Raw genomic sequence first — 21,878 nt, 5'->3', positions numbered from 1 at the left:
ACAGAAGACAGAAGGTCCCGGCCATGGAGCAAACAGCCTCAGGGACAAACAGCCTCAGGATGTGATTGGGGAAGGGAAAAGAGGCTATACCTATTTTCCAAACAGAGAGTGATAGCGTTGCAGCAGTTCGCTATACGGGGTCAGATGCCGGACAGGCAACAGCGAAACCGACGAATAGCGGTCTATGGCTATCCGGTTGTAATCGCCGAAACCGCTTTGCAAGGCCTTCTCGAGATAGCCGATTGCCTTGTCGGCATCGGTCATGGCATACATGCAGGCCAAATAGAAATAGTCGATATTGCGCACCGTACCCGACTGCAGCAGCCGGCTCTCCCAGCGAGCCATCTCCTGAGGTTGATGCAGGCGGGCAAAGGCAATGCCCTTGAGGTTGTCGCCATAGTAGGTCGACTGGTCGTCGAGGCTCAGCACCTTGCGATAGTCGGCCTCGGCTTCGGCCCGGTTTTCAAATCCATACTCCTGCACGTAGGCCCGCAGCAGATAGAGATAGGGCATCGTAGGAGCTACGGCGATAGCCTCGTTGTAGTAACCGATAGCATCGATGTAATTCCCCTCGTCGTAAGCAATCATACCCCGCTCGATACACACCTGCACATTCGACGGATCGTATACGGCAGCCTGCCGGATAGCCTGGTCGGCAGCCACCAAATCGCCGGCACCGCGTTCGATTTCGGCCTGCAGCCGATAGTATTCGGCATTCTGGCCATCTTTCTCGAGGGCCCGCTTAATATCGTTGCGGGCATCGTCGAAGCGTCCCAGACGCGACAAGCAATAGGCCCGGTTGTAGTAGATGCTGTGGAAGTTGAAGAAGTTCTCGGAGAGAATCGTATTCCAGTCGCGCAGCGACAAGTTGAAGTCGTAATGGTCTTTATAGATAGAACCTCGCACATAATAGAGCATGCCCTGACGGGGGAATCGCTCGATGTTCCGGTTCAGTCCGGCAATCACCTCGCTGTAAGCCTCGTTGCTGTAAGCCACCAACTGCTGCACGGCACCCGAACGTCCGTCGTCGAGCGATACAGCGTAGACCAGATCGTCGACCGCCTCGGGCAACAGCCCCATCTCTTTGTAGATTTCGCTACGCTCCAGGTAGACCATGGGATCTTTGGGCGAAAGATTCACCGCCTGAGCCAGAAGGTCTTTGGCCCGCACCGGTTGCCCGACGTGTGCTTCGACCCGGGCCAGCCCCATGTAGGCACTCTGGCTGCGGGTATCCATCCGCAACAACTGGCTGTAATCGATTTTGGCCAAGTCGTATTGGCCCATCTTGCAAAGCAGGTCGCCCCGGTCTTTCAAGGCCAGCCGATGGTTGGGAACCAGACGCAAGGCACTGTTCAGGTCGGTCAGGGCCGGCTTGTTCTCCCCCTTCACCGTCAGAATCTTGGCCCGCAGCAGATAGGCCTGGGCCAAGTCGTCTTTCTCCCGGCGGGGAAAATATTTGATGGCATTGTTTATATCCGACAAAGCCTTCTCCATTTCGCCCTGTCCGAAATAGGCCATGGAGCGGCTGTAATAGGTCCGGTAGTCTTGAGGATTGGCGGCCAGCTCTTCGGCATAAACCTCCATCATGGCTTTCACCAGATCGTCGTCGGCAGCCGAAGCCGGAGCCGAAACGACCGACAGACCCAATAAAACAACTCCCCATATACAGTTACGTCGTACACCCATCGTGAACCCCCTTTTCTGTTTTTGCATTTATACTATTCCGAGCTGCCCTGCCGGCAAATTCCACATCGGGAGAATCGGCCCGCCTATATTCGACAGGCACCGGCCTCGTTTCACCCTTCGGGGACGAACGGCCGACCCCATTGTCGGCAACTCTTTTTCAGGGCAAAAATACAAACATTTCTCCGAATGAACAAACGGTCGCATAGCCATTTACACGCGGTTGTGTACGGTGGCTACGACAGCTCGACCGTCTCCAAATCGTCGGGCACGAAAACCCGCCCGGTGAAGTGCTGCAACGCCTCGGCCCGGTAGAGCTCCTTGCGGGTGGCCAGGTTGCGGTCTTCGGTATGGTAGAGCAACAGGTTCTTTACCCGCAGCTGCTCGGCCAGGCTCCCTGCCTCGAGCGCCGTGCTGTGGTGCTTCTCATAGGGCTTGAAGATGTCGCGGTCGCGATAGAGGCAGAAGGCCTCGCACAGCATCCAGTCGGCCCCCTCGACATACGACCGGTTGGCCTCGTTGTAGGGCTCGTCGCCCAGGCATACCAGCCGCTGCCCGCCGGGCAGCGCTACCTGGAAACCAAACTGTTTCTCCTTGGTCGACAGGATGTCGAAACACTGAAACTGCATGTCGCCCACCTCGAAACGCTCCTTGTCCTTCACCTCGTGGAAGAGTACCCCATTACCCAGATAGGCCCGGTCTTTGGCCGAGAGGGTCATACGGCATATCCAGTCGAGTACCGTCAGCACCTTGTCGTGGCCATACACGGTGAAGGCTCCTTCGTACCGGCCGCTCTTCATGCGGTTGATAATCATGCGCACTACCCACACGGCACCCAGTATGTGGTCGGTGTGGGCGTGGGTGACAAACATATCGTGCAGGGAGCTCAGGTCGATGCCCGCCTTCTCGAGCTGCGAAAGCACCCCGTTTCCTCCCCCGGCATCGACCAGACATCGCGAGGTTTCGGTACTCAACACAAAACAAGTATTGTAGCAGCGGGTAACGATGGCATTGCCCGTGCCCAGCATGGTAAGGGTATTGTGACTCATAACACTATTTTCAGGACCGACGATACCGTCCGTATACGACGGTTTCATACGGCATATTTGAAAAAAGGGAGAGGTCGACGGTTACCGTCGCTCCCCTCCCGAAATCGGATTTTATTTTTCTCTATTTTTTGTCAAACGCATTGATGGTCTGTCTGATGCGCACCAACCGGGTGAGCAGTCCTTCGAGCCGGTCGAGCGGCAACATGTTGGCGCCGTCCGACTTGGCCTCGCGGGGATTGGGGTGTGTCTCCATGAAGAGGCCATCGACCCCTACGGCCACCCCGGCACGGGCTATCGTCTCGATGAGTTCGGGCACGCCGCCGGTCACACCCGAATCCTGATTGGGCTTTTGCAGCGAGTGAGTGGCGTCGAGCACCACAGGGAAACCTAACTTCTGCATCACCGGGATACCGCGATAGTCGACAATCAGGTCTTGATAGCCGAAGGTGGTACCCCGCTCGGTAATCATCACCCGGTCGTTACCGGCATCGACCACCTTTTGAGCGGCAAACTTCATCGCCTCGGGCGAGAGGAACTGCCCCTTCTTGATATTCACCACGCGACCCGTCTGAGCAGCGGCCACCAGCAGGTCGGTCTGCCGGCACAGGAAGGCGGGAATCTGCAACACATCGACATACTGAGCCGCCATGCGCGCCTCGTCGGCCGTGTGTATATCGGTCACCACCGGTATCTGGTAGGTTTCGCCCACCCGGCGCAAAATCTTCAGGGCCTTCTCGTCGCCGATACCGGTAAAGGAGTCGAGACGCGAGCGGTTGGCCTTGCGATACGAACCCTTGAATACATAGGGAATCTGCAACGCATCGGTTATCTGCACAATCTTTTCGGCAATCTCCATAGCCATGGCCTCGCCCTCGATTACACAGGGGCCGGCCAGCAGGAAGAAGTTGCCGCTGTCGGTATGTTTCAGTTTTTCGAGTTTCATTATTTCGGGTTTAATTGGTTCATCAGTTGTATCGTGTGACAAGCCACCAGACCGGCCGTCTCGGTGCGCAGGCGGCTCGGGCCCAGCATCACGGGGCGGAAGCCGCAGGCGATGGCCTGCTCCACCTCCTCGGGGCTGAAATCGCCTTCGGGGCCAATCAGTATCAGGGCATTCTCACCGGGCCGATAGAGCTCGGTCAGCTCCTTGCGGTCGCCCTCGTCGTAACAGTGGGCTATGAACTTCTGGCCGTCGAACGGCCGGGCCACAAACTCGGCAAAGGGAGTCATCTCGGAGAGTTGCGGCAGCACCGCCTTGAGCGACTGTTTCATGGCCGAAACCAGAATCTTGTTCAGGCGCTCGGTCTTCAACTCCTTCCGCTCCGAGAAACGGCAACGCAACAACGTGATGGCATCGATGCCTATCTCGGTGGTTTTCTCGGCAAACCATTCGATGCGGTCGAGGTTCTTGGTGGGGGCAATGGCCACATGCACCCGGGCGGTCCAAGGGTTGGGAGCAGCCTCCCTCTCGAGCAGCCGCACGCCGCAGCGCTTGGGGTGAGCCAACACGATCTCGGCCCGATAGCGGGTACCCCGCCCGTCGATAATGCCAATCTCGTCGCCCTCCTTCATGCGCAACACCCGCACACAATGCTGGCTCTCGCCTTCGGGCAACTCGTGCACGGTCTCTATATCGGGAGCATAGAATATCTGCATGGCATCAACTGTCGATTAAGCGTTGGCCTGAGCCGTGCGTTGATGTTTGTAGTGGAAGGTGAGCGCAAACAGCACACCGATTACAAAAGCATAAGCGGCAAAGATGGTCCAGCAGGCCGTCCAGTCGGTCTCACCAGCCGTGGTGTGGGCCTTGATTACCCATCCGGCACCGTAACCGCCCACGATAGAACCCAAGCCGTTGGTCATCATCATAAAGATACCCTGTGCACTGGCCTTGATCGAAGCGGGAGCCTCATCGGCAATAAAGAGCGAGCCTGACACATTGAAGAAGTCGAAAGCCATACCGTAGACAATCATCGACAAGATAAGGAAGAGTACCGAGAAGCCTTCGGGACCGCCAATGGCGAAGAACCCGAACCGAAGCACCCAGGCGGTGAAGCTGATAATCATCACCCGCTTGATACCGTATCGGCTCATGAAGAAGGGAATGGCCAAGATAAACAGCGTCTCGGATACCTGCGAAAGCGACGAGAGGATAACCGAATATTTCACGGCCCAAGAGTCGGGCGAAGAGGCTTTGAAGCTATCGAGGAAAGGCACACCGTACATGTTGGTCACCTGCAAGGCGGCACCCAGCAGGAACGAGAAAAGCAGGAACACGGCTGTGCGGTAATTCTTGAAAAGTACCAGCGCATCCAAACCCAGCATCGACAGGAGGCCGTTGTTTTTCATCGCCTTGGCCGGCGGACAAGCCGGCAGGGTAAAGCAGTAGAAACCCATCACCACCGAAGCAACCCCGGCCATGAGCAACTGTCCGTTGTTGGCGCTGAAGCCGGTGAAGTTGTCGATCCACATGGCTACGATAAAGCCGACCGTACCCCACACCCGCACCGGCGGATAGTCTTTGACACGGTCCAGTCCGGCCTTGTCGATGGCGTTGTAGGCCACCGTATAGGAGAGCGACAGCGTAGGCATATAGGCAAGCATGTTGACCAGCATCGCTATCTTGAAAAAGTCATAGTCCGAAATGAATGCCGCACTGAAAAGGGCAATGGCACCCACAAAGTGCAAGCCGCCCATCAAGCGCTCGGCATTGATCCACTTGTCGGAGACGATACCGATAAGAGCCGGCATGATGAGCGAAGCGATACCCGACAAGGCAAACACGCTGCCTACAAGAGCACCGTCGAAAGCAAGCCCCCCCTCTTCGGTAGGCGTAGTCATATAGAGCCCCAATGTACAGAGCCAAGATCCCCAAATAAAAAATTGGAGAAAGTTCATTACTATGAGTCGCAGTTTGATACTTTTCATATAATTGTGTTTTGTATTACGATCCTTATCCTATACCCTTGCATGGCTTAGATTAGCAGGCAAAGCTACCAAAATATCGCTGTTTTTACAAGCGATTGTCTCTTTTATTCAGTTCCTCCTGTATACGGGCTGCCTCTTCGTAAGCCTCCGAGGCAATAGCCTTTTCGAGCCGTTCCTTCAACTCCTTACGCGAACAGGCCGACAAGTCCCGCTCCTCTTTTTTTACGACCTCCTTTTCGCGACTACGCTCGGGAGAATGCTCATCGGCCTCCTCCTCTTCATAAACGAAACCGGCCTCCTCGATAATCTCGGGCATGACAAAAATATCGGAGCGTGTACGCAAGGCAATGGCTATAGCATCGGACGTACGAGCGTCGACCCGCATCTCGCGGGTACCATCGTCGAAAACCATCTCGGAGTAGAAGACTCCGTTCTCCAATTTATAAATGCAAACTTCTTTCAACCGTATGCCGAAACCATGGGCAAAACTTACAAACAGATCGTGGGTGATGGGTCGAGGCGGAATGATGCCCTCGAGTGAAATGGCTATCGACTGGGCCTCGGATACACCTATTACTACGGGAATGCGACGGGGTCCCTCCTCCTCGGCAAGGACCAGAGCGTATGCTCCCTTCTTCACTTGACTATATGTCAATCCCAATACCTTTAACTTGATACGATTTTCCACAGCTCACTGGTTTTATAAGAAACAAAGATAGTGAAAGGTGAGAGCAGAGACAAACAGGAAACGTAGTTTTCAATATTTGTCTCTGCCGAACCGACTCCTATCTTCTCAAAGATAGCGAAAGGTGAGAGTAAAAAAGCCAAAACCGTTTGAGACTTTACCACACCGCATTCTATCTTCTTAAATTCAAAGATAAGGAAAATATCGTACCATTGGACTCTTGGAGTAAAAAATATGAATTCAACAGACAGGGAACAAAAAAAAAGACTTTGTGGTCGATTCTTCCTTTTCAGGTGTTATTGGGTCAAAAACTATGCTCACGCACAGAGGGGATCTCAAAATATGACGATTCACATCGTCCTACAATAAAACGAATCAAAACCACAAAGTCTATCTCTTTACATCTCTTTCGTCGCTTTCAAGGTCTGTTCCACCTCTTCGAGCGAAGTATTACGCAAAATTATTTTTTTATCTTTATCCAGCAAATAGAGTGCCGGCATAACTCGCAAATCGAAACAGCGTTCGCCATTCTCCATCGAAGCGACCACCCACTCTTTGGGATAGTCGGCCACACCGGCCAGCCACTCTTCGGTCTCGCCATCGGGATAAAGCGACAATATCGTAAGCCGCCCCTCGCGTATCTCTTGCAGCAAGGCCTGCGACACACTCAGCCGCAAGGTAGCCAACGAGCAATCTTCACACTCGGGGTCGTTGATGTATAGCAGAATATAAGGCGACTTCAATTTTTTGATGCGGTACTTCTTATCTTTACCGGGCAACTTGTACTCAAAGTCGGTAACCGTCATACCTACCTGATTTTTCGTCAGCACATCGTATTGATAGATATAACGCAACTTTCGCAACTCGTCGACCTTCTTCGACTCGGCCACAGCCTCGGCAAAAGGCAAATAGGCCTCGTCACTCACAAAGGTTCCCCCACCGCTGTACAGATACTTGTCAGCTATGTCGGCATACATCAACAAGATGTCACCATCGCTCGAAGCCCGCTTCAGCAAAATTGCAATCGCTTTCATCGTACTTTCTCGCGAAGTGATGCGCATGATTGAAGTAAAATCGACAAATGCCTGCTCGACCACCAACGGTGCCTCTAAATAGGCCCTATCCTCTACTGCAAAATTATCCCAATAATGTTCTATCAGATATTCACTCCTTACATCGGGAGTAGTGAGACTGTCGGGAATATCGGGCAACTGGTAAGGTGCCACAGCCGAATCCTGCGCCTTCGACAAAAAGAAGGTGCAAACAAACGCACACACTATCAGCACTTTTCTTACCATAAAAAAATCTCAATTATCAATTTAAACTCCATCAACCACATCCCCTTACATTACATCTATCCGGCAAAGATACTAAAATTATCTAAACCTCCAACCATTCTATCATTTTTATTTCCGTAAGAAAAAAAAGGCGACTGCGCACAAAAGGATTGTCTTGGAGAGGGAACAGCCTTATTCTCATATCTTTTTATCAATCCACTTACCCCACTTCATGTAGGCGGCCGAAAACAGCAGAATGCCGATGGCATACACGTGCTCGGTGGTCCAGCATACGGCTACATCGACCCGCAGGTAAAAAATCATCACCACCACATAGACGATATAGATGAGCAGCGTGACCAGTTCCAGCAGAAAGGCCATGCGGGTATTGCCCGTGCCCGAGACGGCCTGAAAACAGACATTGCCCGGAACAATAAACAGATAGGCCGAGCAGAGTACGAAAAGAGAGGGAACCGAGGCCGATATAAGGTCGGGCATATCGGTATAGATACGCAGGATAAGGGTGGGGAAAAAGACGAAAAACAGGATGAGCGGCAACTCAAAGAGATAGGCCATGCGTATGCACTGCCCCATCGTACCCCGCACATACCGGGCATCGCCCGCCCCTATCAGGTTGCTGATGAGCGTGCTGCAGGTCGAGGCAAAGGTGATGACTATCATAAAGGGCAGCGCCGACACGTTGCGGATGATGTTGGTAATCGCCAACGACCGTTCGCCCAGATGCTCGACCGCAATGAAGAAGAGAAACCAGGTCGACATCGACACGAAATTCTGAATCATGGTCCATACCGAGGTATTCAGGATGTGTCGCAACGAGTCGCCTCGACGCAGACTGAAACCATCCAAGCCATACTTGCGGACATCGACCCGCATGCGGGTATAGACGATAAAGAAGATGAGCGAAACCAGCTCGGCAAGCGACGACCCGATGGCGGCACCCGCAATGCCCATAGCCGGGAATCCCAGCTTGCCGAACACGAGGATATAGTTGAAGACCACATTCGACAGCACCATCACCACCGAGTTGAGAGTCAAGGTCTTGGTCTGTGTAGTACCCACAAAGAAGGCTCGGAACATCACGGCCACAAAGGCAAAGAAGAAGCCGTAGACCCTCCAGTGGATATAGCTCATGGCCGCCTCGTAGACGTGTGGCGACTTGATGAACGGGGCCAGCAGAATGGGCGAAACGAAATAGGAACAGACAAACAGCACCAGCGCTACCCCCAGCAGGAAGAGGGTCCCCTTGTAAAAAATGGGACCTATGCGGGAGTAGTTGCCCTCGCCGTTGCGCCGCCCCATGATGATCTGGGCCCCCAGGCTAAAGCCGAAGGCTATCATGAAGAAGGTCATGTAGTAGACCCCGGCAATGGCCGACGCACCCAGCTCCACCTCGCCTACCCGCCCCATGAAAGCGGTATCGGTCATGCCAATAAGCTGCTCCATCACCAGGCTGATGAGGATAGGATAGGCAATGTGCCATATCTGTTTATAGCTGTATTTTACCGGATTACTCGCCATACTGCTGCAAATAGGCTTCGGCAGCCTCACACAGTTCATTATACCACGCCTCGCCAAACCGACGAATCAGCGGCTCTTTCAGAAATTCATATACCCGCACCTTCTCGCTGCGGCCCAGCACCTCGCCGGCCTTGCAGATTTTCCAACGGTGGTAATTCACGGCCGAGAAGTCGGGGTACTCCTTCAACCGTATGGGATAGAGGTGGCACGAGATGGGTTTGTAGAAATCGATTTTCCCGGCCCGATAGGCCTTCTCGATGGCACACTGGCACATGCCGTTCTTGTCGTAACAGGTAAAGACACAATCCTTGCCGTTGACAATCGAGGTGACCAGGTCGCCCTCCTCATCGACATAGGCTACCCCCTGCTGCTCGATAACCCGCCGGGCCTCGGGCAGCAAATCGTCCCACACGACATCGAGAATCTCCTTGAGTTTACAACGCTCCTCCTCGGTGATGGGGGCACCGGCATCGCCTTCGACGCAACAGGCACCCAGACACTTCTCGAGGTTACAAATAAAAAATCGTTCTATGACGTCGAGGCTCACCAGAGCTTGGCCTACTTGTAGCATAATCTCCTCGGTTACGGTTGTTTTCATCGGTTAGTATAAGGCAGAAAAGCCGGGGTGCACAACTGGCACTCCGGCATATTCCAAACATTGATTTCTATTATTTCAACAGGTCGTGACCCGTCATCTCGGCCGGCTGTGGCAAGCCCATGATGTGGCAAATCGAGGGAGCCACATCGGCCAGAATACCGTTCTCGACACGAGCCTCTTTGTTCTCGGTCACATAGACAAACGGCACGGGATTGAGCGAGTGTGCCGTGTTGGGCGTACCATCGGGGTTCTCGGCATTGTCGGCATTACCATGGTCGGCAATGATGATTACCTCGTAGCCGTTGGCCTTGGCAGCCTCGACCGTATCGCGCACGCAAGCGTCGATAGCAACCACGGCTTTCTCGATAGCCGAGTAGATGCCCGTGTGGCCTACCATATCGCCGTTGGCGTAGTTCACAACGATAAAGTCGTATTTGTTTTCGTTGATGGCGGCTACCAGCTTATCCTTCACTTCGTAGGCGCTCATCTCGGGCTTCAGGTCGTAGGTAGCTACCTTGGGCGACGGAACCAGAATACGGTCCTCACCCTCGAACGGAGCCTCGCGACCACCGTTGAAGAAGAAGGTTACGTGGGCATACTTCTCGGTCTCGGCAATGTGCAGCTGGCTCTTGTGCTGTTTCGACAGATATTCGCCCAGCGTGTTGTGCACGTTTTCCTTGTCGAAGAGGATGTGCACGCCCTTGAACGAAGCATCGTAGGGAGTCATGCAGTAGTATTGCAAACCGGGAATGGTGTGCATGCCGGCCTCGGGCATGTCTTGCTGCGTGAGCACGATGGTGAGCTCTTTGGCACGGTCGTTACGATAGTTGAAGAAGATAACCACATCACCCTCTTTGATGCGACCGTCGCAGGTCGAGTTGACGATAGGTTTGATAAATTCGTCGGTTACATCGGCATCGTACGACTCCTGCATGGCCTGTACCATGTTGTCCGACTGGCGGCCGATACCGTTTACCAACAGGTCATAAGCCTCTTTGATACGCTCCCAGCGTTTGTCACGGTCCATGGCGTAGTAGCGGCCCACGATCGAAGCCACCTTACCGGCCGACGTGGCGCAGTGAGCCTCCAGTTCCTGGATGAAGCCCTTGCCGCTGTGGGGGTCGGTATCACGACCGTCCATGAAGCAGTGGATGAAGGTATTCTCCAAGCCATACTCTTTGGCGATGTCGCACAGTTTGAACAAGTGGTCGAGCGAACTGTGTACGCCACCGTTCGAAGTCAAGCCCATGAAGTGCATGTTCTTGCCGTTGTCGCGAGCATACGAGAAGGCCGAGATAATCTCTTTGTTCTGCAGGATAGAGTTGTCGGCACAAGCCTTGTTAATCTTTACCAGGTCTTGGTAAACGATGCGGCCGGCACCGATATTGAGGTGACCTACCTCCGAGTTACCCATCTGACCGTCGGGCAAACCCACATTTTCGCCACTGGCCTGCAGTTGCGAGTGAGGATAGGTTTTCAACAGATAGTCCCAATAAGGAGTGGGGGTATTGTAGATTACATCTGCGTGTGAATGATTGCCGATGCCCCAACCATCGAGAATCATCAAAAGTGCTTTTTTACTCATCGCTTTCTATTATTTAGAGTTATTTATCTTCTTAATCGGTATTCGGCAAAAACAGTGCCGAAGTCGCTCCGGCAGGCTCACGTCCACCGCTTGCCCCGCGGCGGCAAGCCCGAGGCTGTCAATTTGTCCTGCACCTCACCGGCTTACACCGCCACAGCCTCACCGGCCATGCAGCCCACCCGGCTCTTACATAGACGGTGCAAAGATAGTGCAAACCGCGGGCATCGCAAAATTTATTTCAATTCGTTAAGGGACAGAGCCTGTTTTCTGCCCTTCACCCGAAACGGCATTGCGCTCCCGGCCTCAAACCCACACCCTTGAACAGACTCTGCCTCGAGCCAATCGCACAAAAAGCAGGGGTCCTGCACACCATCGGCAGAGCCCCCGTATCGGATTGAAACGAATTGACCCGAGTCGCTACCGTTTCACAATCTTGTAACTCTTGTTCTGGATGCGGCACAGATATACACCCGGTTTGAAGCCGGCCATATCGAGCACGGTCACACCCTCGCAAGCCTGGGTCGAGAGAACCAGACGGCCGGTCATATCGTACAAAGCCACGGTTGTCTCCGGGGTAGCGCCCTCGATATGCAACTGATCGTTCACCGGGTTGGGATAGAGAAGTACGGGCTCGGCTGCCACCTCTTCTACACCACTGACATAGCGCACCGACACATGGCAGGTAGCCGACAACCCGTCGCTCGTCGATACGGTAATATCGGTTTCGCCCTCTTTATTCGAATGGACCACACCATCCTTATTTACCGTAGCTACCTCTTCGTTGCTGCTCTTCCACGTCAATCGGTCAAAATTAGCCTGCTCGGGATAGACGGTAACCGACAGCGAAAGATACGATGACGGGGTCATCGCCACGCTGTCCGCCCCATTGAACGTCAACTCCGCAGGCACCACATCGGGGAATGTTTCTATAACCTCGAATGCGCTCCACGGCAACGTGTTGCGATAAACCTCTTCGGCCGATGCCGGAACCCTCAGCACACCACGCAACAGGGTAACCGCCGAAAAGGTAGACATCCCGGCTTCCGGAGGCGTAGTGCTCATACACGTAACGGTTTTAATATTGCCACACTCCGACCAAATCATATCTGAGGCATCATAAACAAAACTGCCAAACGTAAGATCGGTCAATGCCGGCAGCTCGAGAAAGAGTCCGCTCGAGGTAGGTCGTCCCACATACAGGCTTCGAAGATGGTCACACCCCCAAAACAGCGGCCCGTTGTCGGCATCAAGCGTTTTATTCGTATCCGCAATCCTGGCTACCTTCAACGAGTCGTATAACGACAGAGCCGAAGATTGGTACCGAGAAATCGATTCGGGGATTTCCAGCGAATCCAGCCCCCAACCGGCAAACGCATATCGCTCGATATCGCCCACGAAATTGTCGAGATTCAACTCTTTCATGCTCGAGCAGTAGGCAAAAGCAAACTCTCCCACACTCGAAATCTTGCCTTTAACGGTTAGCTCCGACAAGCCCGAACAATTATAGAATGTCGAATCGCCTATCTCCTCTATCGATTCGGGCAATACCACCTTCGACAATTTCTTGCAATTGGCAAAAGCCGCCCACCCTATCGACTGCACCGACTGCGGAATATCCAAGTCCAGATTCTCACATCCCAAAAAGGCCCTTATCATAATTTCGCTCAACCGATCGGGAAGCTCCAGTCGGGTCAAACTCGTACAGTTCTCAAACGCATCGATACCTATCGACTCGACCGACGAGGGTATATTCACCTCTTCCAAACTACGGCATCCCAAGAAAACATAATGAGATATTTCCTTTAAAGACTCCGGCAACGAAACCTTGCGCAAATTGACACAATCTCTAAACACCCCCATCCATAAAGTTTCAATCCCCTCAGGTACCGTAACTTCCTCTATACCTTCACATCCTCTGAAGGCCTCCGAGTCGATAAAAGTTACCGTTTGGGGAATATCGATTACCTTTTCCTTATTCCACGGAAAGCAGAAATCAAGATGGGTCATGCTCTTGTTATACAATACATTGTCCACAATAGCCAAAGCTGCATTCGCCTCATCGACCGTTACAGACTCCAACGCATCGGAACCGTCGAACGCATGCCTATCGACCTGATATACGCCGGCCCCTAAATGCACATGGGTCAAGCTGGGGCAGTTGTTCAAACATACACCCACCTTCCTGATGGTAGGAGGAAGTATCAACTCTTTCAGATTGGGGCATCCGCTCAAATTGGGGACCTCGGTCAACGAAGCCGGCAAATCTATGGTTTCGATGGCACAACCCTCTATCCCCTCTACCGTCCGTACGGTATTGGGCAACGTGAGACTGGTCACTCCGCTAAAATCATATTTCGAAACCTTCACCCCGATTACGGGTCTCTTCTTTCCATAAAACTCATACGGATTCACTACACTGTCGGCCACAACCACATCACCGCTATACGTATGATGCACCGTTTCCCGTCCATCCAGATATTGCGAGATAACCCACACCTCATCGTCTGTATTGAGGCCATACAAGACACCGTTCGAACCAAACGTCGCCCGGTACTGAGCATACGACGGCAACAAAGCCAATACAGCCCATACAAGCAACCCTACTACTTTTTTCATAGCTATTCCTCCAGTTAATGAATCTATATACAAAGATAATCGTTTTTCTTTAATTAACAACTCTACAAGCCCCTATTTATGGGGATTTCGTAATATTATCATTATGCCATCCTCCCCACCTCGTAACTTTAAAACATAAAAACCGCACCGATTGCTCGATGCGGTTTTTATATGCCTCAAAAAAGAGATTAAACTCTCTTCTCTTTGATACGGGCTTTTTTACCGGTGAGTGCACGCAGATAATACAATTTGGCGCGACGCACTTTACCACGACGGTTGATTACGATCTCTTCGATGAACGGCGACTCGATGGGGAAGATTCTCTCTACACCCACGTTGCCCGACATCTTACGAACCGTGAAACGCTTTTTGTTACCGTGACCCGAGATGCGGATAACGTCGCCGCGGAATTGCTGGATACGCTCCTTGTTTCCCTCTTTGATACGGTACGATACGGTAATCGTGTCACCACTGCGAAAATCGGGGTGCTCTTTACCGCATGCGAATGCTTCTTCTGCAATCTTAACTAAATCCATTTTTAATAGCTATTTAAAATGTTCATACTGAAACGTAATATAACAGGCCACTTTTCCTGCCAGAGATTACGAAAAGCGGTGCAAAGTAACAACTTTTTCGGCACATAGCCAAGAGATACCCGCTTTTTTTACTCGACAACAGGCTTCTGCTGAAGATAAAAACAATCGAGACCGATAAATTTCATACTCCCCATTTGATATATCCTCTCTAAATTTGTAATTTCGTCCAATCGAAACAACAAATTATTCAAGAATATACACGCAATTTATGGTAAAGAAAATCATTGGAATCGCGGCTGTTTGCCTCTCGATGGCCTTCTGTGCAGAGGCTCAGCAAGGGCGTATCGTCATTCTACACACCAACGATACCCACAGCCAGATAGAACCTTTTGCCCCTTCACACAAGACGTATGGCGACTTGGGCGGCGTGGTGCGTCGCATGGCGGTCATCGACAGCATCCGCAACGCCGAGCCCAACGTGCTGCTGGTCGATGCGGGCGACGCCATTCAGGGTACTCCCTACTTCAATTTGTTCAAAGGCGATGCCGAGTTTGAGGCGATGAATGCCATGGGCTACGACGTGCGCACGCTGGGCAACCATGAGTTCGACGCCGGCATGGAGAAACTGGCCCAACTGATCAAGGGCTCGACGGCCGATTTCATCTCGACCAACTACGACCTGTCGGCTACCCCGCTGGCCGGTCTGGTGAAGCCGTGGGTCATCCGTGAAATAGGCGGCTACAAGGTGGGATTCCTGGCGCTGAACGTCAACCCCGAAAACCTCATCCCGGCCGAGTCGTGCCAAGGGGTGGTATTCCACGACCCCATCGAAGCGGCCAACCGCACGGCCCGATTGCTCCGTGAGAAGGGGGCCGACCTCGTGGTGGTGCTCTCGCACCTGGGATATACGGCTCAAGAGAAGAGCGACACGACCGACCCGCAGGTGGCTGCGGCCAGCACCGACATCGACATCATCATCGGCGGCCACTCGCATACCGAAATTAACCCCGAGAAAATCGACGCCACCCCCGACTCCACACTGCGCTACCGTGTGAAGAACAGCCAAGGGCGCGACGTGGTCATTGCCCAAACCGGCATGAGCGGAGCCTACCTGGGCTGCATTACCATTGATCCCAAAAACAAATAATCAAGCTGCACACTCATGAAAACGACTTACAAACATACCTGCTGCATACTCGCGGCCGCCTTGTGGCTTCTCTCGGCCTGCACGGCTTCGCGACCCGAATTTGACATCACCTCCCGACTGATTCCCGTCGATGCCCACTGGAACCAGACTCCCGAGCCCCAAATGGAGGCTATCGTGAGCAAATACAAAACGAGCGTCGACAGCGTGATGCGCATCGTCATAGGCACCTCGAGCCAATACATGGAGCCCAAACGGCCCGGCTCGCTGCTGACCAACCTCTCGGCCGACATCATCAAGAGCGAGGCTCCGTCGGTATTCGGGCAACCGGTCGACCTGTCCATCACCAACATCGGCGGCATCCGCAACCCGTTGATGCAGGGCGAAATCACCCTCGGCGAAATCTACTCGATATTCCCCTTCGACAACACGCTGTGCCTCATTAAACTGAAGGGGAGCGACCTGCGCGACCTCTTCGACATCATCGCCTCGCGAGGCGGCGAGGCCGTAAGCCACGAGGTGCGCATGACCATAGCCGACGACAAAGCCGCCAACCTCACCATCGACGGCGCCCCCCTCGACGACAACCGCATCTACTCGATAGCCACCATCGACTACGTGGCCAACGGCGGCGACCACATGACCCCATGTCTGAAGGCTACCGAGCGGAAAAACAGCGCCGCCTTCCTGCGCGACGTGGTCATCAACTACATCGAAAAAGCGACTCAGGCCAAACGCGCCATTTCGGCGCTGGACGAAGTGCGCATCACCCCGGCTAAACCTCAATAACGCGATATGAAACACTCTGTTGTCTGCACGGCGATACTCCTGGTTCTCTGGCTCCTGCCTGTCCAAGCGGTCGAACCTCATCTGTTGCAAAAGGCCGACCCGCAAAAAATGGAGCAATGGACCGACTCGGTATTCAACACCCTCACCCCCGACGAGCGCATCGCCCAACTGTTCGTCATCACCGTGCGCAACAGCGATACGCCGCAAAACCGCCAGTCGTTGAAACGGCTCGTGCAGGAGTTGAAAATTGGCGGCCTCCTCTTCGATGCCGGCACCGCCACCGACCAGGCCACACTCACCAACTACTGCCAATCGCTGGCCCGGGTGCCGCTGCTCATCACCCTCGACGGCGAGTGGGGGTTGGCCATGCGCCTCTCCGACACGCCCCGATTCCCGGTGAACATGATGCTGGGGGCTATCCAGAACGACTCCCTGCTCTATGAATATGGACGCGCCGTGGGCCGCCAGTGCCGCCGCATGGGCATTCAGGTCAACTTTGCCCCGGTGCTCGACGTCAACAGCAACCCCCGCAACCCGGTCATCGGCAAACGGTCGTTCGGGCAAGGGCTCGACAACGTCTCGACCAAAGCCATCGCCTATGCCCGCGGACTCGAGGCCGAGGGGGTGATGGCCGTAGCCAAACACTTCCCGGGTCACGGCGACACCTCGGAAGATTCGCACAAGACCCTGCCCCTCGTACCGCACAGCCGCGAGCGGCTGATGCAGGTCGAGATTGCCCCCTTCAAGCGGTATATCGACAGCGGCCTGTCGGGGCTGATGGTGGGCCATCTGAACATTCCCGCACTCGACAATTCGGGCCGACCGGCCTCGCTCTCGCGTGCCATCACCCACGACCTGCTGGGCGATTCGCTACAATTCGAGGGGCTTGTCTTCACCGATGCCCTCAAGATGAAAGGGGCATCGACCTTCGGCAACACCGCCTTGCTGGCCATCCAGGCCGGCAACGACATCGTGCTCAATCCGCTACGGCCCGAGGCTCAGCTCAAGGCCATACGCGAAGCCATCGACCAGGGGAAAATCTCGCAAAGCCTCATCGACGAGAAATGCAAAAAGGTACTGCGCTACAAATATGCGTTGGGGCTGGCCCGGCAAAAGTCGGTCGACCTGGAGGGGCTGACGGCCGACTTGAACGCTCCCCGATACGAGGCGCTGAACCGCCGGCTCAATGCCGAAGCGCTCACCCTGCTGCACAACCGGCACCACACCCTCCCCATCACGCATCTGGACAAATCGAGAATTGCGGTCGTATCGGTGGGTAGCGATACAAAATCGGTATTCCAAACCACCACGAAACTGTATGCACCACAGCCGGGACAGTTCGACGACTCTACCGACCTGACCGTCCTGCTCGACACCCTGCGCCACTACGACCGGGTGATTGTGGCCATCCACAGTGACAAGACGCAATACCGGGCCCGCATCGGTCGCCTCTGCCAGACCGGCAAAGCCATTGCCGTCTGCTTCCTCTCGCCCTACCAGATGAACCGGTTGGGCCACGAGCTGGCCCACAACCGGGCCCTGCTGCTGGCCTACGAAGATACGCCGCTGGCTCAGGAGTATGCCGCACAGGCCCTCTTCGGCGGCTGTGCCATCCGGGGCAAACTGCCCGTCAAGCTCGAAGGCTCGTTCGACGAAGGCGATGGCCTGCGCACCGAGAAGTGCCGCCTAGGCTACACCCTGCCCGAATCGGTAGGCATGGACAGCCGGGTGCTGTCGAAGGTCGATTCGATTATTGCCGAGGGCATCGCTCACGAGGCCTTCCCCGGCTGCCAACTGGTCGTAGCCCGTCAAGGCGAGGTGGTCTGGAACAAGGCCTACGGCTATTTCGACTACGAGACTCACGCCCACCCCGTCGCCACCGACGACCTCTACGACCTGGCCTCGGTATCGAAAGCCACCGGCACCCTGCCTGCCGTGATGAAAGCCTGTGACGACGGCGACATCGTGCTCGAAAAACCCATGAGCCACTACTTCGCACCGCTGCGAAACAGCGACAAAAAGGACCTTACCCTGCGCCAGGCCCTGCTCCACGAGACCGGCATGCGCCCCTCGCTGCAAGTCTCGGCAGTACTCATCGACCCGCAGAGCTTCACCCCGCCCCTGTTCAAACGCTGGAAAGATGCCACCTACTCGATACCCATCGACGGCTGCACCTTCGGCAACCGCAACGCCCGGCTACGCTCCGACCTGCTCTCGACCCGACAGTCGGCCCAATATCCCATCCAGATAGCACACGACCTCTACGGCTCCGCATCGCTCCCCGACACCCTCATCGCCCGTATCATCGGCACCAAGCTACGTCCCACGAAACGCTATCTGTACAGTTGCCTCAACTTTATCCTGTTGAAAGAGACGGTCGAGAGTGCCACCGGGATAGCCATGGACCGCTACCTGCAAAAGCATATTTACGGACCGCTGGGCATGGGCACCACAGGATACTGCCCGGCCACCCGATTCCCCATCGAGCGGATTGCCCCCACCGAAAACGACCTCTTCTACCGCCACCAGCAGCTCGACGGCTATGTGCACGACGAGACGGCCGCCTTCTTCGGCGGTGTGCAGGGCAATGCCGGACTCTTCTCCTCGGCCAACGACCTGGCCAAGCTGTGCCAGATGTGGCTCAACCACGGCAGCTACGGCGGCGAGCAGATATTGTCGCCCGAGACCGTGCACCGCTTCATGACCGAAAAGAGCGCCACCAGCCGCCGCGGACTGGGATTTGACAAACCCGACACGAAAGAGCCCGACAAAAGCCCCACCGCACTCGAGGCATCGCCTGCCACCGTCGGCCACCTGGGCTTTACCGGCACCTGCTTCTGGATAGATCCCGAGCAACAGCTCATCTACATATTCCTCTGCAACCGAGTCTATCCCTCGCGGTCGCACAACGCCCTGTCCGAGCTCAACATACGGCCCGAACTCTTCTCGGTTATCTACAACTCTATCGAGGATTATTCGAAATAAAACGACAAGACCACCATGTTTGAGGTCGCCTTCTTCAGCGATTGAGTATACTTGATGTCGGCCGGATCGCGCAGGTCGTTGCGTTTCCGGTTGATAACATCAGTCAGCCCGAAGCAGAACTTCAGCTCGGGAATCAGTTTGAAATAGGGAAGATAGAGGTCACACCCGATACCGATGGTCAAGTAGCCGTCGAAGGTGTTCAGCTTGAGGAAATCGTTCCGCTTCTTCGACACGTCGGCCGTAGCCATCACCCCGCCAATCAGGTAGGGCCGGTAGTTGTTGCACCGTTCGGCACTGAATTTCAGCTCGACGGGCAGCACGATATAGTTCGACTTCAAGTCCTGCGTCTGAGTCGCCTGCGAGTTCGACTCGCGGTATTTCACCACCTTGTTGCCAAAGAATATGCCCGGCGACACCCGCAGGTTGAGGTATTGGCACAGATAGAGGTCGGCCATGAGGTTCACGTTGAAACCCGGCGAAAAATCGGGAATATCCATATACCAGCTCTCTCCCCCCTCGGTCACGAAGCCCGAATGCACAAAAGTCATATCCTGCACATGCGTACCGATGGAGAAGCCCAGATGCAGCAGCTTGTAGTCGGCATAGGGCAAATTCTGCACCTTGCGAGGTTGGGCCCACACCGTGCCGCCAGCCAGCGACAAGAGCGCTACCACCCCCACGCACCAACGCACGACCGACTTTCGCCCACGAAATATCGGCCGCCCCACAGAGCCTCTATGTAACCATCGTTCCATCATCGGGTAACTAATTATCAAACGGAAAAACAACGGGGTTATTGTTTCGCAAGAATTCTATTTACGCCAGAAAATCTCTCCTCATTTTTTTTGCAATCGCAATAAAAGTACTACATTTGTGGTGCAATTAGATCTAATTATTTCAAACTAAAAACTAAAAAACAATGGCTTACGTAATTAATGACAACTGTGTTGCTTGCGGTTCTTGCATTAGCGAGTGCCCGGTAGAAGCTATCTCGGAAGGCGATATCTACAAAATCGATCCCGAAAAATGCTTGAGCTGCGGAACTTGCGCCGAGGTTTGTCCTAACGACGCTATCCACGAAGCATAAGAAGCACACACGTGAAAGATTAAAAAAGGGTCTGCATCACACCGATGCGGGCCCTTTCGTTTTATCCACCGCCGGCATCGGAGAGGGAGCAACCATTGCATTCCCCGTCCCCCCCCACATACGAGAGCAGCCACCACCGCCGGCATAGGCACATCACCGACACGCACAGCACCACTGCCATACCACACTCCATCCACGAAACCCGCGCTCTGCATTCCCTCCCGTACAAAAATAAAAAACGTGACTGCTCTTGCGAGCGGTCACGCTTTCTATACATAGGTTATAACTCTTTATTAGTTATTGTCTGCCGGTACAACCGATACATACGAACGGTTCTCTTGACGTTTGCGGAATACTACCGTACCGTTTACCAAAGCGAACAACGTGTGGTCTTTACCCATACCTACGTTCTCACCCGGGTGATGTACTGTACCTCTTTGACGTACCAAAATGTTTCCGGCTTTGGCATATTGACCACCGAAAATTTTGATACCCAATCGTTTGCTTTCCGATTCACGACCGTTCTTAGAACTACCAACACCTTTCTTATGTGCCATTTTCTTAGAAGTTTAATAGGGTTAAGCAACAATTTCTTTAACTAACACTTCGGTGAAATACTGACGGTGACCGTTCAAGCGACGATAACCTTTTCTTCTTTTCTTCTTGAAAACAAGAATTCTTTCACCTTTTACGAGGCCTTTCTTACCGTATCCGTCGTTCGAAACAACCTCACATACGACCTTCGCACCTTCTACGGTGGGAGTGCCTACGGTTACTGCTCCGTCTTTGTCAACGAGCAATACTCTGTCAAATTCGAGAACGGCGCCATGCTCTGCTCCCAAATAGTGGACAAACAACTTCTTTCCGTTTTCTACTTTGAATTGTTGTCCTTGAATCTCAACAATAACGTACATTTTTACTTTTTATTTTTACGTTTATCTCTGCCGGGCGGGGCCAACCGTGGCACCTCTTTTTGAGCCCATATCAGAATCAGCCCACAAAAGTACTACAAATATTTGTCACCCACAAGCATTCGGGCCATTTTCTCCGAAAAGAAATGCAACAGCCGCCCCCTCCCCGCCGGTCGAGCTTTAAAACAACAATCGCAACCGCTTCGATTTCAAGCGATTGCGATTGCAAGTCGGGGTGAGACGACTCGAACGTCCGACCTCCACGTCCCGAACGTGGCGCGCTAACCAACTGTGCTACACCCCGCACTTTGTTTTGCGGGGACAAAGATACATAAAGTTTGAGAAAAGCAAAAATGATTCCCTAAATTTTCGCGTTTTTCTTATCAAAATCTCCATCATTTTCATTTTTGTGGCAAAAAATTAGGAGGATAATAAAAAATAGTTCTATCTTTGCACACGCAAAACC

The 21,878-nt window shown here is 53.7% G+C and carries 19 protein-coding genes and 1 tRNA gene; 4 read left to right on the top strand and 16 right to left on the bottom strand.

Annotated features, from left to right (window positions below):
• Positions 1–90: 90 nt before the first annotated feature.
• From NW211_RS07930 to rplS, 12 genes are all read right to left on the bottom strand, one after another.
• On the bottom strand, positions 91–1,686 hold the full coding sequence (locus tag NW211_RS07930) for a tetratricopeptide repeat protein (protein ID WP_158096861.1): 1,596 nt from the start codon (positions 1,684–1,686) through the stop codon (positions 91–93).
• Positions 1,687–1,919: 233 nt separating this feature from the next.
• On the bottom strand, positions 1,920–2,732 hold the full coding sequence (locus tag NW211_RS07925) for an MBL fold metallo-hydrolase (protein WP_258327504.1): 813 nt from the start codon (positions 2,730–2,732) through the stop codon (positions 1,920–1,922).
• A gap of 121 nt (positions 2,733–2,853) precedes the next feature.
• Entirely contained in the window at positions 2,854–3,675 is an 822-nt protein-coding gene (gene kdsA, locus NW211_RS07920; protein ID WP_258327503.1) for a 3-deoxy-8-phosphooctulonate synthase, read from the bottom strand.
• The gene (locus NW211_RS07915) at positions 3,675–4,388 is read right to left on the bottom strand and encodes a 16S rRNA (uracil(1498)-N(3))-methyltransferase (protein WP_087408913.1); all 714 of its coding nucleotides are present in this window, start codon (positions 4,386–4,388) and stop codon (positions 3,675–3,677) included. The genes kdsA and NW211_RS07915 overlap by 1 nt, the downstream gene beginning before the upstream one ends.
• 15 nt (positions 4,389–4,403) lie before the next feature.
• Positions 4,404–5,660: a nucleoside permease gene (locus tag NW211_RS07910; protein ID WP_258327502.1), complete on the bottom strand. Its 1,257-nt coding sequence runs from the start codon at positions 5,658–5,660 to the stop codon at positions 4,404–4,406.
• 85 nt (positions 5,661–5,745) lie between these two features.
• Positions 5,746–6,348, bottom strand: coding sequence for a bifunctional nuclease family protein (locus NW211_RS07905; protein ID WP_087408915.1), 603 nt, complete (start codon positions 6,346–6,348; stop codon positions 5,746–5,748).
• A 395-nt stretch (positions 6,349–6,743) separates the two neighbouring features.
• The gene (locus NW211_RS07900; RefSeq protein ID WP_258327501.1) at positions 6,744–7,643 is read right to left on the bottom strand and encodes a DUF5106 domain-containing protein; all 900 of its coding nucleotides are present in this window, start codon (positions 7,641–7,643) and stop codon (positions 6,744–6,746) included.
• Positions 7,644–7,820: 177 nt separating this feature from the next.
• Positions 7,821–9,161, bottom strand: a complete 1,341-nt coding sequence (locus NW211_RS07895) for an MATE family efflux transporter (protein WP_258327500.1) — start codon at positions 9,159–9,161, stop codon at positions 7,821–7,823.
• The gene (locus tag NW211_RS07890; protein ID WP_258327531.1) at positions 9,151–9,732 is read right to left on the bottom strand and encodes a DUF3109 family protein; all 582 of its coding nucleotides are present in this window, start codon (positions 9,730–9,732) and stop codon (positions 9,151–9,153) included. The genes NW211_RS07895 and NW211_RS07890 overlap by 11 nt, the downstream gene beginning before the upstream one ends.
• Before the next feature lie 97 nt (positions 9,733–9,829).
• Positions 9,830–11,344 (bottom strand): 2,3-bisphosphoglycerate-independent phosphoglycerate mutase, encoded by a 1,515-nt coding sequence (gene gpmI, locus NW211_RS07885; protein WP_258327499.1) that lies wholly within the window; start codon positions 11,342–11,344, stop codon positions 9,830–9,832.
• A 417-nt stretch (positions 11,345–11,761) separates the two neighbouring features.
• Complete coding sequence (locus NW211_RS07880; protein ID WP_258327498.1) at positions 11,762–13,960, bottom strand: leucine-rich repeat protein; 2,199 nt, start codon at positions 13,958–13,960, stop codon at positions 11,762–11,764.
• Between the two features lie 188 nt (positions 13,961–14,148).
• Positions 14,149–14,496, bottom strand: coding sequence for a 50S ribosomal protein L19 (gene rplS, locus NW211_RS07875; RefSeq protein WP_025278994.1), 348 nt, complete (start codon positions 14,494–14,496; stop codon positions 14,149–14,151).
• A 268-nt stretch (positions 14,497–14,764) separates the two neighbouring features.
• Here rplS and NW211_RS07870 point away from each other — a divergent pair, with 268 nt between their 5' ends.
• Genes NW211_RS07870 through NW211_RS07860 form a run of 3 tightly spaced genes read left to right on the top strand, consistent with a single transcriptional unit; the run spans position 14,765 to position 19,414 of the window.
• The gene (locus tag NW211_RS07870) at positions 14,765–15,643 is read left to right on the top strand and encodes a bifunctional UDP-sugar hydrolase/5'-nucleotidase (protein ID WP_258327497.1); all 879 of its coding nucleotides are present in this window, start codon (positions 14,765–14,767) and stop codon (positions 15,641–15,643) included.
• Positions 15,644–15,658: 15 nt separating this feature from the next.
• Entirely contained in the window at positions 15,659–16,429 is a 771-nt protein-coding gene (locus tag NW211_RS07865; protein WP_258327496.1) for a 5'-nucleotidase C-terminal domain-containing protein, read from the top strand.
• A 6-nt stretch (positions 16,430–16,435) separates the two neighbouring features.
• On the top strand, positions 16,436–19,414 hold the full coding sequence (locus tag NW211_RS07860; RefSeq protein ID WP_258327495.1) for a glycoside hydrolase family 3 N-terminal domain-containing protein: 2,979 nt from the start codon (positions 16,436–16,438) through the stop codon (positions 19,412–19,414).
• Here NW211_RS07860 and NW211_RS07855 read toward each other — a convergent pair.
• Entirely contained in the window at positions 19,402–20,172 is a 771-nt protein-coding gene (locus NW211_RS07855) for a porin family protein (protein ID WP_258327494.1), read from the bottom strand. The genes NW211_RS07860 and NW211_RS07855 overlap by 13 nt on opposite strands.
• A 161-nt stretch (positions 20,173–20,333) precedes the next feature.
• Here NW211_RS07855 and NW211_RS07850 point away from each other — a divergent pair, with 161 nt between their 5' ends.
• Positions 20,334–20,501: a DUF362 domain-containing protein gene (locus NW211_RS07850; RefSeq protein ID WP_087408926.1), complete on the top strand. Its 168-nt coding sequence runs from the start codon at positions 20,334–20,336 to the stop codon at positions 20,499–20,501.
• A 293-nt stretch (positions 20,502–20,794) separates the two neighbouring features.
• Here the strand turns inward: NW211_RS07850 and rpmA are convergent, their stop codons facing one another.
• From rpmA to NW211_RS07835, 3 genes are all read right to left on the bottom strand, one after another.
• Complete coding sequence (gene rpmA, locus NW211_RS07845; protein WP_025278985.1) at positions 20,795–21,058, bottom strand: 50S ribosomal protein L27; 264 nt, start codon at positions 21,056–21,058, stop codon at positions 20,795–20,797.
• Between the two features lie 21 nt (positions 21,059–21,079).
• Positions 21,080–21,415 (bottom strand): 50S ribosomal protein L21, encoded by a 336-nt coding sequence (gene rplU / locus NW211_RS07840; protein WP_087408927.1) that lies wholly within the window; start codon positions 21,413–21,415, stop codon positions 21,080–21,082.
• A gap of 227 nt (positions 21,416–21,642) precedes the next feature.
• Positions 21,643–21,716 (bottom strand) — tRNA-Pro (locus NW211_RS07835).
• Positions 21,717–21,878: the final 162 nt, after the last annotated feature.

This window comes from Barnesiella sp. ET7 (assembly GCF_024733785.1).
In the GTDB taxonomy this organism is placed as follows: Bacteria; Bacteroidota; Bacteroidia; order Bacteroidales; family Barnesiellaceae; genus Barnesiella; species Barnesiella merdigallinarum.
The sequence above is the reverse complement of the archived record's forward strand: the minus strand, read 5'-3'. Positions and strand labels throughout refer to the sequence as shown.